Source organism: Rhizobium sp. BK529 (assembly GCF_014194105.1).
GTDB lineage: Bacteria > Pseudomonadota > Alphaproteobacteria > Rhizobiales > Rhizobiaceae > Rhizobium.
In genome coordinates, this window is record NZ_JACIAU010000002.1 from 176,286 (window position 1) to 192,932 (window position 16,647).

The following is a 16,647-nucleotide window of genomic DNA, read 5'->3' on the forward strand; positions in this document are numbered from 1 at the left end:
CTCTTGCGCATTCAGGCCGGGACCGGAGACAGATTTTTGGGACAGCTTCAGCTCAATAAGGTTCAAAAATTCTATGGCGACTACGAAGTTCTCAAAGGCGTAGAGCTTGACGTCAAGAACGGCGAATTCGTCGTCTTCGTCGGGCCTTCTGGATGCGGCAAGTCTACGCTCCTGCGCATGATCGCAGGTCTCGACGCGACAAGCAGAGGCGACATCATCATCGATGGCGTCAGGGTCAACGACCTGCCGCCGGTCAAGCGCGGCATCGCCATGGTCTTCCAGTCATACGCGCTCTATCCGCATATGACGGTTTTCGAAAACATCGCCTTTCCGCTGCGCGTCGAGAAGATGGAGGAGGAAAAGCTCAAAGCCAAAGTCGAGAATGCCGCACGCATCCTGCATCTCGACACGCGCCTGCAGCAGAGGCCCGGCATGCTCTCTGGCGGACAGCGCCAGCGCGTCGCGATCGGTCGCGCCATCGTTCGCGAGCCGAAGATCTTCCTGTTTGACGAGCCGCTGTCCAACCTCGATGCCGCGCTTCGCGCCGATATGCGCATCGAACTTGCGAAATTGCACCGGCAGCTGAGGGCGACGATGATTTATGTGACGCACGACCAGGTGGAAGCCATGACGATGGCCGACCGCATCGTGGTCTTGGATGCCGGCAATATTTCCCAGACCGGCGCACCGCTCGAGCTCTACCACAAGCCCGCCAACCAGTTCGTCGCCGGCTTTATCGGCAATCCGAGGATGAATTTCCTTCCCGTGACCTGCACATCCGCAAGCGAGGCGGGCGCGACCATCGACTATCGCGGTCAGACGGCAACCCTGCCGGTGAAGCCCCGCGACGGCATGGTCGGCAAGGTGATGACGCTCGGTATCCGGCCGGAGCATATCCAGCTCGGCGGCGGCGACATTTCGCTGACGGTTACGCCGAGTGTTATCGAACGGCTTGGCGCAAACACCGTGGCCTATGCGGCACTCGGCAGCGAAACGGAGAATTTCTGTGCCATGCTTCCCGGCAGTGTCGGCATCCGTGCGGACGCGCCGGTTGCCGTCGGGATTAATTCTGCCGATTGCCATCTCTTCGACGAGGAAGGGGGCGCCTTCGAACGCCGCGTCGAGCTCACCGATATCGACATGAGCCTTCTGGCTCCTGTCACGGCGTGAACAGCCGTTCCATCCCCGGGATCGGTTACCAGACAAGCCCGCGCGCGGCGACGTCCTCGACGCGCGTAACGACACCGTTGCGATGGAAGACCATCGTGTCGAACAGGTTCGAAACCACACATGTATGATTCGGGATGATGAAGAGCTTTTCGCCGATCCCGGGCCGGGCGGCGGTGCAGGCCGAAAGGTCGATGACGCCATGCTCTTCGGAGAGCGAGACTATTCTCGCCTCAGGATAGCCGACGACGAGGCCGAAATCCGTAAATCCCTGCAGGTCGGAGGTCAGCGCCTTCGAGCCCGCGTCAATGACGGCGCGATCCGCATTCGGCCGCGACACAACGCTTGCCAGGACGTGCATTGCGCAATCGTCCTGCGTGCAATGCCCCATCCGGATCATCTGTCGGTCATTGTAGATATAGGTTCCGGCGCGATGCTCCGTCGCCGATTTGACCAGATGCGCCTGAAACAGGCTCGGCGTGCCGCCATTGCTGACGATCGGGCAGGCGATGCCCTCTGGCGCCAACTGCTTCAATGTCTCCTGGATGAAAGCTTCGACGGCGTCAGCCGCCTGCGGCTTCGGATAAGTGAGAATGCCGCCGAATACCAGTCCATCGGCAGCAGCGATACGCCGTGCCAGTGCGACAGCTTGCTCCGGCGTCTGGACGCCGCAGCGTGCACCGCCGGTATCGCATTCGACCAGGACGGTTAGCGGTTTGCGGCCGGAAAAATGTGCCGCCAGCCCATCGACCGTCACGTCGCTGTCGGCGACGACCTTGAGAGCCGAAATGCGGTCGTTCAGGGCAGCGAGCCGTTCAAGCTTTGCAGTTCCGACAATGTTGAAGGTGATCAAGATGTCGTCGAAACCTGCTTCGGCAAAGACCTCGGCTTCCGTCACTTTCTGACAGTTGATGCCCTTGGCGCCGGCCGCAACCTGGGCCGCGGCAAGTGCGGGTATCTTATGGGTCTTGATATGCGGGCGGAAATTCAGCCCGTGCTCGTTCATGTAGGATTGGACCCGAAAAATGTTGGCGGCCAGCTTGTCCTCGTCGATGATCGGACGGGGTGTGGAAAGATCTGCGACCCTGTCTCCAGCCTTGGCGACGACGGCAAAGCGGTTGTCATGCATGTCAGGCAGCTCCGCGTGCGGTTCCATGGGGATCGGCCACGATCGGCCAGATGGTCTTCGGCGCCCGGCGATAGTGGGTCGTCGCCGGGTTGTTGGGATAGGGTGTTCCTGCCGAACAGTACAGGATTTCAGCAGCGATCTTCGAAAAGGATGCGAAGAAATGGTTGGTCGATTTGATCACCAGGATCTTCTGCTTGGTCGGATCGATGCCCATCACAGAAAACAGGCTCGGATCGAAGCTCTGCGCCCGCGTCGAATTGAGAATGACGTCTATGCCGTTCAAAACGATATGGGCCGCATCGCCGAAAGGTGCCAGGCTCTCGCCGAACTGCATCTCGGCATTCTTCACCAGTTTGATGACTTTTACCGTGCCGTCGACGGGGTTACCGGTCCCCGGTGCCGATTTTGCGCCGAAGCGCAGCGGTATTTCAGCGCCTTCGCCTGCAGCAAAACAGATCTGAACGGCGATCGGATCCCAGATCGTGCCGATCGCGGCACTCTTGACACCGCGGGCCAGAAGCTCTTCGAGAAGGACAGTGGCATCGCCGGCAGTTCCACCGCCCGGATTGTCCCAGACATCGGCAATGACGACCGGCCAGCTTTGGGCGGCCATCGCCCGCGACACGGCTTCCTTCTCGTCGATCTGCGGCACCATGAAGGTGCCGCGTTTGGAAAACAGCTCCATGCCGAGTTCGCGCGCCAGCGCCGCGCCCTTTTTTGGATTGTCGTCGGTGACGACAAGCAGCTTGGTGCCCATCTCGGGCACATCGCCGACCATGAAGCCGTGGACCACCGAGATCGACAGGATCTCCGGGTCTTCCTTCTCGATCCGCATGATCTTGTCGACGAAGGAGCGCATTGGATCGCGTGAGGTGGGGAAGACATCGATCATGCGGCAGTCGAACACCGAATTCACCGGCTTGACCCGGCCCTCAAGTGCGTCGACGGCAATGCGCCAGAGATCCTCAGCGCGATCGACGAAATCAGTATGCGGAAATTCTTTGAAATAGACGGCGAAATTCAATGCTTCGAGGCGCTTGGCGGTGAGATGACTATGAGGGTCGAGTTCGGCGCAGATCAACACGTCCGGCCCGACGATATCGCGCATGCGGGTCAGGAGGTCGCCTTCCGTATCTTCATATCCTGCAGCCACCATTGCGCCATGCAGGCCCATCACCACGGCATTAACGGGCATTGCAGCGCGGAGCTGGTCGAGGATTTCGTCTCGCAGCCCTTCATAGGCCTGGCGGTTGACGAGGCCGGCGGGGTCCGCCCAGGCTGCTGTGCCCTCGATCAGCGCCCAGCCTTTTTCAGCGGTGACGCGGCGGCCAACCGTAATCGGCGCAGTGCAGAGGGTCGGCGTTTCCGGATGCTGGCCGGGCGGCGCATAGAGAGACGCTTCGAAAGCGCGGCGATCCACGCAGATCGGGGAAAACGTGTTGGTTTCAGTCGCGAGTGCCGCCGTGAAAATGCGCAAGTGGGTTAGCCTTGTTTCGCGCCGCCGCCTCAACCCATCGGGTTCGGCAGATAGCCGGTAAATCCGCAAATCTTCCACCGTCCCTCGTGGAGCCTGCAATAATAGAGCGTCTGCCACTGCATGATATCGCGAGTGCCATCACTCTTCGTCAGGCCCCCATCGAACTTCTTGCGGACAAGCGCCATGTCGCCCTCGATCTCGATGTCCTCGAGCGTCGTTGTGGTGAAGATCGCCGTGCGGGTATCCTCGGCAAAGCTCTGCGTCGCAAAGTCCCTTGCCTGCCTCAGCCACTCGTCGCGATAGGCCGAAAGCGTCGGAAATGCGAGGCGCCATTTGTCAGGGCTGACCTCTTTGCGGCCATCGATGCCGATGAAGCCTTCCTCGATGAAATCATCTTGAACCATCGACCAGTCCGCGGTCAGAAAGGCATCGATGTCGCGGGGCACCAGCATCTCCCAGATCGCGTGCCGCGCGGTATCGGAGAGTGGGAAAGGATTTTCGAAAGGATCACGCATATTCCGTCCCCGATTTAAATTCTTTTCATAAACAGCGTTTTTCACTGGTCAAAATCCGCTTTCTATGGTCCCTTGTCAACTTATCAAGAAAATAATTTGCAGGGATCAGGAATGTCCATCAAGCGGTATGGCACTGTTCAGACCGGCGCCGGCGGGAAGCCTTTGCCTTTCGCGCGCGCCGTGGAGGCCGATGGCTGGCTCTATGTTTCCGGCCAGGTGGCCATGGAAAACGGCGAGATCATCGATGGCAATATCGTTGCCCAGACGCATAAGACGATCGCCAATGTGCTCGCCATTCTCGAGGAAGCCGGATACGGGGTCGAGGATGTGGTGCGCGTCGGCGTATGGCTGGACGATCCGCGCGATTTCTGGACCTTCAACAAGATCTATCAGGACTATTTCGGCGCGCATCCGCCGGCCCGCGCCTGCGTTCAATCGTCGATGATGGTGGATTGCAAGGTTGAGATCGACTGCGTTGCCTACAAGAAGAAGAGTTGACTGACGGATCGGCTGGAGGAGCGGCTTGGACATCTTTTCCACATTGCAGGAAGACAGGGCCCGGCTCTCCGCCTCCGAGAGCCGTATCGCCGACATTGTCGTCAACGATTTCGAATTCGCCGTGAATGCCTCGATCATTGAGCTTGCCGAACGCGCGGAGGTCTCGCCACCGACGGTGACACGGTTCTGCCGCCGCCTTGGATGCGAGAGCTTCTCCGATTTCAAGGTGCAGCTCGCCCGCACCGCCCATGTCGGCGTCCGTTACCTGAAGCCGGAATCAAAGAGCAGCGATCCGGCCGATGTAGCCCAGGACATCATCACCAAGGCGCAGAACGCCCTTTTTCTGGTGCATCGATCGCTGGATTTCGCCGCTATCGAAGCCGCTGTCGCGCAGATCGCCAAGGCGGAGATGATCTATGCCTTCGGTTCGGGCGGCAATTCCTCGATGATCGCGGATGAACTGCAAAACAGGCTCTTTCGGCTTGGCCTGCGCATCACGGCGAGCTCCGACCACGGCATGCAGTTGATGATGGCAGCAGCGGCAAGGTCCGGCGACGTCATCATCGGCTCGTCTTTTTCCGGTCGCAATGCCGAGCTCGTTCGAGCCTTTGCGCTGGCACGCGAAGCCAAGGTCAAAACCATTGCGCTGACCCAGACTGGCAGCGCCGTCGCCAAGGCCGCCGAGATCGTCGTGCCGATCGATATTCCCGAAGGCACGAACATCTACCGCCCGACATCGACGCGCATCGCCTATATCGCGACCGTCGATATCCTGGCGAGCCTTGTCGCCTACGCCGTCCAGCCGAAGGCGACGGTCACGCTGAGGCGCATCAAGCGACAGCTGATCACCTACCGCGACGGCGATGACGATAAGCAACTGCTCGGCGATTGATCAACAGAAGGAACCAGCAATGACACGATCAGTGGCCATCGTGACCGGAGCCGCAGGCGATATCGGAGCGGCAATTGCTGGTCGGCTCGCCGACGATCATGACATTATCGTGCTCGCGGACATCGATCCTGATGCCGCGGCCGCCGTTGCCGGCGCACTGGGGCCAGCTGACCGCTTCGTCGTCGTCGAATGCGACGTGACCAGCGAGGCAAGCGTTGCCGCTCTTGCCGCGCGCACGGCCGGGCTCGGCAGTCTGCGCACGCTCGTCAACAATGCTGGTGCTGCCCGCGCCGTCAGCCTGCATGATACGACGCCGGAAATCTGGCGTGCCGACAATGCGCTCAACCTCGAAGCGGCATTTCTCTGTTTTCGCGCCGTCGAAGACCAGCTGAAGGCGTCGCGGGGCTCGATGGTCAATATTGCCTCGGTCAACGGCATGAACGTGTTCGGCCATCCGGCCTACAGCGCGGCCAAGGCCGGACTTTTGCACTTCACCCGGCTGGTCGCCGTCGAATACGGAAAATTCTCCATCCGCGCGAATGCCGTTGCTCCCGGAACGGTGAAGACACAGGCCTGGGAAGCGCGGGCGGCCGCCAATCCCAATGTGTTCGAGGATGCGCGTCGGTGGTACCCGCTGCAGCGTGTCGTCGATCCGAAGGATGTCGCCAATGCCGTCGCCTTTCTGGCCGGGCCGCAGGCTGCGGCGATCACCGGCGTCTGCCTGCCGGTCGACTGCGGCCTGACGGCCGGCCAGGCCGAGCTTGCCCGCACCTTTTCCCAGTCCGAGCGCTATTGAAATCGAAATAGACAACAAGAGGAACGAGATATGAAGCCGGCCGACTATCGCCTGGAAAGCAGCTGGAACCCTGGTGGCGGGCCGCATGGTTCGTTTACTTTCACGCTTTTCAATTTATCTGGTGAGGCACTCTCCGGTTTCAAGCTCGTCTACACCTCCCTCACTCGCGTCATCGATGCCACGGCATGCGGCAACGCCACGTTTCTGAGACGCAATGCCAATTTTCACGAATTCGAGCCGCCCGCCGGGTTGGTCCTCGCCCCCGGTGAAAGCTGGACCTTTACGGTCGCCGGCCTGCATCGCCCGGCGCGCCATTGCACTGACGGCGCCAAGTCCGCCTATCTGACACTGTCATCCGGAAAGCATGTGCCGGTCGCCGTTTCCGATCTGCTTCTCGAAGGCCGAGTGAGCGAGCCTCCGCCTTCGCTCCTGCCTGAAGGCCGGCTCGACCTGCCCTTTGCCTTGCAGCCGTGGCCTGCCGAGATCAATGCGAAGCCGGGCGATAGTTTTCCGGTCATCCTTTATCCGCAAGGCGCCAGCGCAGACGAATTGTCGGCGATATCGACATGCATTGCCCTGACGCGCCGCCTTTTCGAAAGCGACCATTCGGTTTTCAATCTGGTGGCCTCGCCGCAAGGCTGCGCTCTCATTTTCAACAGGGACGCCTCGCTAGACGCCGAAGCCTACCGGCTCACGTTCGCGGCCGATCACGTGACACTTTCCTATTCCGGCTCCGCCGGGCGCCAATACGGATTGACCTCGCTCGCGCAGATGCTGAACGGTGCGCGCGTCACCAATGGCAAATTCCGTTTCCCTGTTTCGGGTACGATTTCCGATCATCCGCGCTATAGCTGGCGCGGCTGCCATCTCGACGTTTCCAGGCAGTTTTATCCGGTTGATGACGTCAAGCGGCTGATCGACATTCTTGCCTGGTTCAAGCTCAACATCTTCCACTGGCATCTGACAGATGACGAGGCCTGGCGGCTGGAGATCAAGGCCTATCCGCAACTGACGACAGCAGGCGTGTTGCGAGGTCCGGACGAGCCGCTGCTGCCACAACTCGGCAATGGTGCCGAGCCGGTCGGCGGCTTCTATTCGCAGGACGATGTCAGGGACATCGTCGCGCATGCGAGTTCCCTCAACGTCGAGGTGGTTCCGGAGATCGACATTCCCGGCCACAATGCGGCGACGCTGGTTGCCTTGCCCGATCTGACCGATGGACAGGAGGCACCGGAAAGCTACCATTCCGTACAGGGCTACCCGAACAATGCGCTGAACCCGGCTGTACCGCTGACCTACGAATTCCTGGAAAAGGTTTTCGACGAAATGGTCGAGCTGTTCCCCTCGTCCTACATCCATATCGGCGGCGACGAAGTGGCAGACGGCTCCTGGCTCGCCTCGCCGCTTGCCAGAAAGCTGATGGCGGAACGAGGCATTTCCGGCACGTTCGGCCTGCAGTCCTACTTCCTGAAGCAGATCAAGACGATGCTCGACAAGCGCGGTCGCAAGCTCGCGGGCTGGAACGAGGTCGCCCACGGCGGTGGGGTTGCGGCGAAGGACAGCCTGCTGATGGCCTGGGAAAATCCGCAGGTCGGCATCGAGCTTGCCGAGCAAGGCTATGACGTCGTCATGACGCCGGGCCAAGCCTATTATCTCGACATGGTTCAAGCCGAAGCCTTCCAGGAACCGGGTGCGAGCTGGGCCGGTACGGTACCGCCGGTCCACACCTATGGCTATGAGGCAGCCGGCGAGTTTCCTGACACGTTGAAGCACAAGCTCAAAGGCGTTCAGGCCTGCATCTGGTCGGAGCACTTCCTCTCGCGCGGCTATTTCAACCGCCTCGTTTTCCCGCGGCTTCCGGCAATTGCTGAAGCTGCGTGGACGCCGAAGGCGTCGAAGAATTGGGAGCGTTTTGTAGCGATCGTGCCGCTTAGCCCGAGGCTTTGAGCCGGCAATGACGAAGATGGACGTCGGTAAATGACCGCCGGTCCTTACAAAGGGTTTGGTCGGTCAGGGCATCGATATCGGCTGAGCGTCCGGCACCGCCGCTTTGCGTTTCCATTGAATGAGGATTTCGGCTACACGCCGCACGCGCGCCTTCCCACCCTCAGGCGCGACCGAGATTGATCTTGACGATCCTTGTGCGGGAACGCTCGTTCCACGTCCGCACCAGGATCGCCTTAAAGCCGGCTGACGACGATAATGAACAGCTACATTCCCAACGTATTCCGTAATCCTGCAATCCGGGTGAGCATGATCGCCATCTTCACCTTCGGATTTGCTGGAGCGACGACGACCCCCTATCGATCGGTGGTCGGCATCCGCGAGCTCGGCCTGTCGAATGAGCTTTATGCCGCACTGATCTTCGCCGCAGCGGCGGTCAACGTGATCGTCAGCATTCTGCTCGGCAATCTTGCCGACCGGCTCGGTGAGTACCGCACGATGATGCTTGTCGCGGCGGCCTTCGGTGTTATCGGTTATGGCGCGGTCTTCTTCTTTCCGACGCAGGTCATATTTGTCCTCAGCGCGCTTCTGGTGCTGCCGGTTTATGGTTGCCTGAACTCGCTGCTCTTTGCCAATGTCCGAGCTACAACGCATGGAATGGCACCAGCCGACGTGGCGACCGTCAATTCCGGCGTGCGGGCAATGATCTCGCTTTCCTGGGTCCTGGTTCCTGGACTTACTGGCGTTCTGCTTTCCTCTTCTGCGACGATGCTGCCGGCCTATCTCTTCGCCGCAATTTCCTGCCTCGTCTGTGTGGGGCTCGTCGGCTTCCTATTGCCCCGACAAAGCGGTACGCTTCGCACAGCTACACACCATCTTTCCTATCTCGCCGCACTCGGCCAGGTGATCTCACCGAAAATTTTTAGCCGGATCGCGGCCGTTGCGCTCATCAGCAGCACATTGCATGTCAACGACGCCGTCTTCCCGCTCGTCGTAACCGACGCCGCACGCGGCACCGTCGCCGATATCGGTATTTTAGTCGGAATCGTCGCTCTGCTCGAGGTCGTCTTCATCATTGTCTGGTCGCGTCTGTTGCGCCGCATCAGCCAACTCGCAGCGCTTGCCGCCGGCGCGGTGATCTATGCCGTCTATTTGCTGCTTCTGTCGCTTGCCCACGAGCCGTGGCATGTCTATGCACTCACGGTAATCAGCGGTATCGGCGCGGCGTCGCTGATCTCCATTCCAATCACCTATCTGCAGGATTTGATCGCCGAGCGGCCCGGTCTCGGCAGCGCTCTCATTTCCGTCAATATCTTTCTCAGCGCCGGACTGAGCGCTCTTCTCTTTGCGGTTGGCACAGCCATCACCAGCTATTCCGGCACCGCGGTGGTCAGTGCCCTCTCTGGTCTCATTGGGATCGCTTGGCTGCTATTTCTCGACAGGCGCCGGTGCCAGCAAGGCCTTCTTTCTTCCTCTTCTTCGTGAAGTCATTGCTCGTCGCAAATGATGACGGAGGTCGGGAGCTCCCGCTGACCGGCACAATGGCCGAGAGACGTGAGCGAGCATAGACTGCCGGAGGCCGGACCGAGGCACGTCAATCGACCTCAGCCGTCGTGCTGCGAACAACGAGATTGGTCTCAAGCACGCAGCGCTCATCCCGCATGGCGTGGGCCCGCAGCATATCGAGAAGCAGCGACACGGCGACACGGCCGGCCTCTACGGACCGGTTCGAGACCGAGGTGAGTGCCGGGTAGGTGACGGCGCCCAGCACGTCGTCGCAGCCGATGAGGCTGAAGTCACGCGGAACCGAGACCTTGTTTTCGGACAGCCCTGCCAGAACGCCGTGCGCCGTCACGTCGTCGAAGGCGACAGCCGCCGTTGCGCCGGTCGAAAGGATCGCCTTGACAACATTGCGACCGGACTCGTAGCTCGGCAGGGCTGCCGCCACGATCTCGACCTCGATGCCCGCCGGTGCCGCGGCGCTGCGGATCGCATTGCGCCGCTGATTGTTCGACCAGGAATTTGCCGGTCCGCTGACATAGGCGATCTTGCGGTGACCGAGCCTTGCCAGATGGTCGACAGCCTCGCGCACACCCGGGCCACTGTCGATGAGAACGCGGGGAATGCCCTCGATATCGCGATTGATCAGCACGAGCGGCAGCTGCGCAGCATGGGCGCGGATGCGCTCTTCCGAAAGTCGCGAAGACGCCAGCACCAGACCCTCGACCTGGCCGGCAAAGCGCCCCACCAGCTTGTCTTCCTGCTTCGGGCTTTCGCCGGTATTGCCGAGGAAGATGCAGAAGTCGGACCGATCCGCTTCGAGCTGGGCGGCCTGAATGAGCGGCGGGAAGAACGGATTGGCGATATCGGGCACGATGAGGCCTATATTTCCGTGGCGCCCCGTGCTGAGCGCGCGGGCCGTATGGTTGGGCACATAGCCCAGGGCCTCAGCGGCCTTCATAATCCGTTCGACGGTCTCCGGCAGCAGCATCTCCGGCCTCGTAAAGGCGCGCGAAACGCTGGATCTTGCGACGCCTGCCGCATCTGCGACCTGACTGATGGTAACGCCCTTGGCACGTTTAATCATGGTCACCGGAACCCTTGCCCCTCGGCTCCGCTTACCATGAAATTTGGAGCCGCATCAATCAACGCACCGACACTGCCACTCAATCGCTTGACATGCAACCGGTTGCATGGAATTCTGAGGTCAATTAGAACAAAGGGAACATGACGGACGCCGCCGTTCCTGCGGCCGTGCGACGCTTGCTCCCATTGCCGACATGGAGCCCATTTTGAACGTTGCCACCGCTCACCGTCCGTCGCCGCGAACAAGCCGGGCCATCGACAGGCTGACGGTCGAAAGCTTCGCCACGCGAACCGAGATGGGAGCTGCCGCTGCCGCAGACATTGCCGGCGCGCTCATCAAATGTCTGTCCGGGCAGTCGACCGTGCGCATGGTGTTTGCGGCCGCCCCCAGCCAGGCCGAGATGCTTTCGGCACTTGCCGCTCAGCCAGGCATCGACTGGACGCGGGTAACGGCTTTTCACATGGACGAATATATCGGCCTTGATCCGACCTCACCGGCGCGGTTTGCCAATTGGCTCGACACCCATGTCTTCACGCGGCTGCCGTTTGCCGCAGTTCACCGGATAACCCCGGAGCCGGATGTCGAGGCGGAAGTCGCTCGCTATTCCGGTTTGTTGAACGAGGCGCCGATCGATCTGGTGTGCCTGGGTATCGGTGTGAATGGCCACATCGCTTTCAACGACCCGCCGGTCGCAGATTTCAACGATCCGCTGGACGTGAAGATCGTTGAATTGGACGATGTCTGCCGAAAGCAGCAGGTAGATGACGACTGCTTCCCCGATCTTGCATCGGTACCGCACCAAGCCATTACGCTGACCGTGCCGCGCCTGCTTCGCGCACGTCGTCTGTTCTGCGTCGTGCCGGGCGCGGTCAAGCGCGATGCGGTGTCGAAGACCCTTTACGGGCCGCTCAGCGCCGATTGCCCGGCCACCATCCTGCGCAACCACGAGGCTTGCACCCTCTATATCGACAGGGACTCCGACCCCGATGCATGAAACCGACGCCATAGATGCCGATGCCCTTTGCGCAGATTATTTTGCCGCCACGCAGGCTCTGATGCGCCGCGTGCTGGAAGAGGAGAGGGCGCCGCTCGATGAGGCTGCGTCAAAGCTTGCCGACCAGATTGTCGCCGATCGTCTGGTGTACATCTACGGCCCCGGCGGCCATTCGAACCTCGCCTCCCAAGAAGTCTTTTTCCGCGCCGGCGGGCTGATGCATATCAGCGCCATCCTCGATGAAGGCACATTGCTCTCAAACGGTGCGCTGCGCTCCATGGCGATTGAACGTACGCCAGGCTACGGCAAGGTGGTGATCGCCAATCAGCGTCTCGGTGAAAGCGATCTGCTGATCCTGGTAAACGCCTATGGGATCAATGCCGCGCTGATCGATGCGGCGTTGGAGGCGCGCCAGCGTGGCGTCCTCCTGATCGGCGTCAGCTCTCGCCAGCATGCGATCAACACCTCCGCGGATCATCCAGCCCGCCATCCTACGAAACAGAATCTGCACGACATCGTCGATGTCGCGATCGACTGCAAGGTACCGATCGGCGATGCCGTCGTCCGTGTGCCGGGCATGGGCGAAAATATCGCGGCAGTTTCCACCTTCGCCAACGCCTTCACGTTGAACTGCCTCGTCATTCGGACGGTTGCGAAGCTCGTCGAAAGGGGCATCGAGCCACCTGTCTGGCGCAGCGGCAATGCGCCGGGCGGCGACGAGGCGAACGGCCGCTTCCTCGCAAACTTCCAGGGTCGGGTGAAGGCGCTCTGATGGTCACCGTCGACGGTATCGATCCGAGCAGCGGCAACGGTATCAGCGTCGATATCCTCGACGGGACGATTGCCGCGATCCGACCGGCGGAGAAGACGGACAAGAGTTTTCTTTCTGCGGGCCTCGTCGACCTACAAGTTAATGGTTTTCGCGGTTTTGATCTCAACGCCGGCAAGGTGACGGAAAACATCATGCTGTCGCTTTGCGAGGAGTTGTTGAGCGTCGGCGTGACCACTTGGCTCCCGACACTCATCACGGCGCCGGAATCGGCGATCCTGCAGGCGCTCCAGGTGATCGGCAAAAGCCGCGCCGGCCACCGGCTGATTGCTGAGATGGTGCCGGGCGTGCACGTCGAAGGACCATCGATTTCCAGGGAAGATGGTCCGCGAGGCGCGCATCCCTTGGCACATGTCCGGCCGCCCTCGGTTGCCGAATTTGAGCGCTGGCAGCAGGTATCCGGCAATCTCGTCCTCATGGTAACCCTGGCACCGGAGCTGGAAGGCAGCAGCGACTACATCCGGGCTTTGAGCGCCAAAGGCATCCTTGTCGCACTCGGCCACACGGCAGCGACGCCGGAGCAAATCCATGCGGCTGCGGAGGCAGGCGCGAGCGTCTCCACGCATCTTGGCAATGGCGCGGCGGCTGTCTTGCCACGCCATCCAAACGTCATCTGGGCGCAGCTTGCCGATGATCGCTTGACGGCCGGTTTCATCGCCGACGGCTGGCATCTGCCTGCCGATACGTTCAAGGCTATGCTGCGCGCCAAGGGCATGGAACGGGCATTCCTCGTTTCCGACATGGTGGCTCTAGCTGGCATGCCGGCCGGCCTTTACGAGCATTCTGTCGGCGGCACCGTCGAGGTCTCGGCCGAGGGGCGCATCGGTATTGCCGGCACCCCCTATCTTGCCGGTGCCAGCCTGCCGCTGTCGGCAAATGTCGCGATTGCCGCCGAAATGGCAAGCCTGCCTCTGGCCGAGGCGCTTTTGCTCGCTACGCGCAACCCAGGCCGGCTGGTCGGGGGGCGCGGGCGGCTGCAGGTTGGTGCGAGGGCCGATCTCATACGCTTCGACTGGTCGCAAGGCGATCATGCTCTCCAAGTCCGTGAAACCTGGGTCCACGGTGAAAGGGCGTTTTGCAGATGATCCTGGCCGGAGCTGCCATCGTCGATATCACGCCAACGCCAGGCTTGCCGATGTCCGGCTTTGCGGCCCGAACCTTGCCGGCCGAGGGCACGCATGATGGCTTGACGGCACGCGCAGTGGTGATCGGCGAAACTGCTATTGTCGTTGCCGATGTCATCGGCATCGATGCGACGATGAGTGCGCGGATCCGCAACCGGTGTATGCTCGCGGCCGAAAATGTCGTTGTGGCGGCTCTTCACACCCATGGCGGCCCGGTTTCGATGGCGGGAAGGCTCAGTCTTACTGCCGATCCGGCCTATCTGGAGCGTCTGGAGGATGCCTGCGTCGCCGCAATCGACAAGGCAGTTTGCGCACGAAGGCCAGCCATGATCACGGTCGGGCAGGGCGCCGACCCGGAGGTCGCCCGCAACCGGCGCCATCCCGGCGGGCCGGTGGACACATGCCTGCCCATACTGCGTATTTGTGGCGAAGACGACGTGATGATCGCGGTTGTTATAGCCTATGCCTGCCATCCGGTCGTGCTTGGCGCAGACAACCGCCATTGGACCGCGGACTATCCGCACTTCGTCCGTCAGTGCCTGGAGGAGGTGTATCCGGGGGCTGTCGCACTGTTCATGACCGGCTGCGTCGGTGACGCCAATACAGGTCACTCGGCTCACGCTTCGATCACGCTTTCGGCCAGTCAGGATCGGACGTTCGACATGGCCGGCCGGATCGGCCGCAAAATCGCCGAGGCCGCTCTTCGTGCCGGCGAGCAGCCGGTGTCCGATCTGGCGAGCGTTCGCAACTGCACCGTTGCGCTTAGTTTCGAGCGGCGTGAAACGGAAGCCGCTGCTGTCCTCGAACGGCGCTGGCGAACAGAGGCTCTGACGGCTGAACCAGCCCACAGAGCGCTTCTGTCCTATTGGGCAGACTGGGCGAAAACCATCGCGCCAGTGATGCCCGAACCCATTGCGGCCCGTGTCACTGTCCTCGACTGGGGCGGCGTGCCGGTTGTCGCCTTGCCAGGGGAAATTTTTGCCGAGACGGCGCTTTCCATCCGTGCTGCGCTCGGTCGCGACAGGCCGGCCTTCATCATCGGGTTTGCAGATGACAATCCGGGCTACATCCCGCCGGCGAGCGAGTTCCGGTTCGGTGGCTACGAGATCGATGAGGCCCACCGTTATTACGGGCTGCCGATGAGCTTTGCTCCGGGCGCCGCAGAAGCGCTTGCCGAATGCGCGATCGCACTTGCGACCCGCGGTTGAGGAGGAAGAAGGGATGATCCATGTGATCGTCAAAAACCATGCAAAGCTTGACACGCAACCGGTTGCATGAGAGCTTTTTGTCAATAACAACAAGGGAACAGGATATGAAAATCACACCAGTCACGACCAGGGTTTCTACCCGGGCATTGCTTCTGAGCGCAGTCTTTGCCGGAACGTTCGCCGCCGGCATGACCGCCGCTTCGGCCGAAACGCTGACGGTCTGGAGCGGCTATCCGGAAATGGCCCCCTTTTACCAGCACGTCGCCGAGGGGATGAAGGCCAGCCATCCGGACCTCGATGTAAAGGTGGAGGCGATTGCTCTGCGCGAGCACGAAAAACGCGTCGCGCTCGGCCTGACCGGCGGCGGTCAGGAAGGGACCACCGTCATCGAGCTATCCGGCTCAACGGCCACCCGCTATCTTGAAAACGGCATCCTGCCGGAGGCACCGGAAGATATTTCCGCCTTCGTCAAGGATCCGAAGAATTTTGATGCGTTCTTCACCGATATCGCCAGCTATGAGGGCAAGGTCTACGGCGTCCCACTTTTTCGCGGCCAGGGTTCGCTTTTCTACAATACCGACATGTTCAAGGCAGCCGGCCTGACAACGCCGCCGAAAACCATGGAAGACTACACAGAATACGCCAAGAAGCTGACCCAGCGTGACGGATCGGGCAAGCCGACCGTTTCCGGTTGGAGCCTGCGTTTGTCGGGGGGCGGGCAAGGCATTGCCGAAAAATTCTGGACGAACATGCACCAGTATGGCGGTGCGATCCTGGTACCGGCCGGCGACGGCAAATGGAAGACGGATTTCGCCAATGAGGCTGGCCGCAAGGCGCTCAAGCAATATCTCGAGCTCGTCTTCACCGACAAAACGGTAACGCCGGAAATGCCTGCCGATGCCGATGCTTTCGAGCGCGGCCAGACCGCGATGTTCATTCGCGAATCCTGGGTCATCGGAGACATCGGCCAGAAGGCGCCCAACCTGAAATATGCGACCGCACCGCTTCCGACCGGATCGATCGCGCTGCCGACCAATCTCTATGTCGTCGGCGACGACGCCGCCGCCAAGATCGGCTGGGAATTTGCCAAGGAGGCGAACTCGCCGGAAAACCTCGTCTGGCTGTTGCAGAATGTCGGCTGGCTTCCGAACCGTTCAGGCGTCGACTACGCGCCGGTCACTTCCAAGCAGCCGGCTTTTGCGGCCTTCGTCGACTATCCCGAAGGCTACAAGTTCTTCACGTTGCCGTCGATCGGTCCAATCGAGGAAATCCTCACCCGCGTTGCAGCCCAGCTCGTCGTCGCCTTCGCTGATCCGTCGCTTGCGAACGATGATGCCAAGATCGATGCTTTCCTGAAGAAGACGAGCGACGAAGTGGACACGATTCTCGATCGCGAAGGTCTGCTCGCGAAATAATCGCCGGCAGTTCTGGCTGACATCGCCTGCCCGGGGCATCATCGCATCGTCCCGGGCGCATCCGAGAATCAG

General features: G+C 60.9%; 15 protein-coding genes. 11 read left to right on the forward strand and 4 right to left on the reverse strand.

The genetic code is table 11. The features are described from left to right. Nucleotides 1–36: 36 nt before the first annotated feature. A complete protein-coding gene (locus FHX08_RS17930; RefSeq protein WP_184327426.1) occupies nt 37–1,170 on the forward strand; it encodes an ABC transporter ATP-binding protein in 1,134 nt (377 codons plus the stop codon). Nucleotides 1,171–1,195: 25 nt separating this feature from the next. On the opposite strand, the gene FHX08_RS17935 is transcribed toward FHX08_RS17930, so the two are convergent. From FHX08_RS17935 to FHX08_RS17945, 3 genes are read right to left on the reverse strand one after another with little or no spacing between them, the layout of a single operon-like run. After that, a complete protein-coding gene (locus FHX08_RS17935; RefSeq protein ID WP_184327427.1) occupies nt 1,196–2,296 on the reverse strand; it encodes a D-TA family PLP-dependent enzyme in 1,101 nt (366 codons plus the stop codon). A gap of 1 nt (nt 2,297) precedes the next feature. After that, the gene (locus tag FHX08_RS17940) at nt 2,298–3,773 is read right to left on the reverse strand and encodes a M81 family metallopeptidase (RefSeq protein WP_184327428.1); all 1,476 of its coding nucleotides are present in this window, start codon (nt 3,771–3,773) and stop codon (nt 2,298–2,300) included. A gap of 29 nt (nt 3,774–3,802) precedes the next feature. Further along, entirely contained in the window at nt 3,803–4,288 is a 486-nt protein-coding gene (locus tag FHX08_RS17945) for a hypothetical protein (RefSeq protein WP_132654667.1), read from the reverse strand. Between the two features lie 111 nt (nt 4,289–4,399). On the opposite strand from FHX08_RS17945, the gene FHX08_RS17950 reads away from it, so the two are divergent. The 5 genes from FHX08_RS17950 (at nt 4,400) to FHX08_RS17970 (ending at nt 9,903) form a co-directional block, all read left to right on the forward strand. Further along, nucleotides 4,400–4,786, forward strand: coding sequence for a RidA family protein (locus FHX08_RS17950; RefSeq protein WP_132654669.1), 387 nt, complete (start codon nt 4,400–4,402; stop codon nt 4,784–4,786). A gap of 25 nt (nt 4,787–4,811) precedes the next feature. Then, entirely contained in the window at nt 4,812–5,678 is an 867-nt protein-coding gene (locus FHX08_RS17955; RefSeq protein WP_184327429.1) for a MurR/RpiR family transcriptional regulator, read from the forward strand. Between the two features lie 19 nt (nt 5,679–5,697). Next, entirely contained in the window at nt 5,698–6,474 is a 777-nt protein-coding gene (locus FHX08_RS17960) for an SDR family oxidoreductase (RefSeq protein ID WP_184327430.1), read from the forward strand. A gap of 30 nt (nt 6,475–6,504) precedes the next feature. Then, nucleotides 6,505–8,421 carry a beta-N-acetylhexosaminidase gene (locus FHX08_RS17965; protein WP_184327431.1) on the forward strand — a complete coding sequence of 639 codons (1,917 nt, stop codon included), beginning with the start codon at nt 6,505–6,507 and terminating at the stop codon, nt 8,419–8,421. A 255-nt stretch (nt 8,422–8,676) separates the two neighbouring features. Further along, entirely contained in the window at nt 8,677–9,903 is a 1,227-nt protein-coding gene (locus FHX08_RS17970) for an MFS transporter (RefSeq protein WP_184327432.1), read from the forward strand. A gap of 109 nt (nt 9,904–10,012) precedes the next feature. On the opposite strand, the gene FHX08_RS17975 is transcribed toward FHX08_RS17970, so the two are convergent. Further along, nucleotides 10,013–11,005 carry a LacI family DNA-binding transcriptional regulator gene (locus tag FHX08_RS17975; RefSeq protein WP_184327600.1) on the reverse strand — a complete coding sequence of 331 codons (993 nt, stop codon included), beginning with the start codon at nt 11,003–11,005 and terminating at the stop codon, nt 10,013–10,015. A gap of 205 nt (nt 11,006–11,210) precedes the next feature. Here FHX08_RS17975 and FHX08_RS17980 point away from each other — a divergent pair, with 205 nt between their 5' ends. The 5 genes from FHX08_RS17980 (at nt 11,211) to FHX08_RS18000 (ending at nt 16,575) form a co-directional block, all read left to right on the forward strand. Beyond that, entirely contained in the window at nt 11,211–11,999 is a 789-nt protein-coding gene (locus FHX08_RS17980; RefSeq protein WP_246698342.1) for a 6-phosphogluconolactonase, read from the forward strand. Further along, on the forward strand, nt 11,992–12,771 hold the full coding sequence (locus FHX08_RS17985; RefSeq protein WP_184327434.1) for a sugar isomerase domain-containing protein: 780 nt from the start codon (nt 11,992–11,994) through the stop codon (nt 12,769–12,771). Before FHX08_RS17980 ends, FHX08_RS17985 begins: the two co-directional genes overlap by 8 nt. Further along, the gene (locus tag FHX08_RS17990) at nt 12,771–13,913 is read left to right on the forward strand and encodes an N-acetylglucosamine-6-phosphate deacetylase (RefSeq protein WP_184327435.1); all 1,143 of its coding nucleotides are present in this window, start codon (nt 12,771–12,773) and stop codon (nt 13,911–13,913) included. Before FHX08_RS17985 ends, FHX08_RS17990 begins: the two co-directional genes overlap by 1 nt. Further along, nucleotides 13,910–15,160 carry an alkaline ceramidase gene (locus tag FHX08_RS17995; protein WP_184327436.1) on the forward strand — a complete coding sequence of 417 codons (1,251 nt, stop codon included), beginning with the start codon at nt 13,910–13,912 and terminating at the stop codon, nt 15,158–15,160. Before FHX08_RS17990 ends, FHX08_RS17995 begins: the two co-directional genes overlap by 4 nt. Before the next feature lie 104 nt (nt 15,161–15,264). Then, on the forward strand, nt 15,265–16,575 hold the full coding sequence (locus tag FHX08_RS18000) for an ABC transporter substrate-binding protein (RefSeq protein WP_184327437.1): 1,311 nt from the start codon (nt 15,265–15,267) through the stop codon (nt 16,573–16,575). The last annotated feature ends 72 nt before the right edge of the window (nt 16,576–16,647 follow it).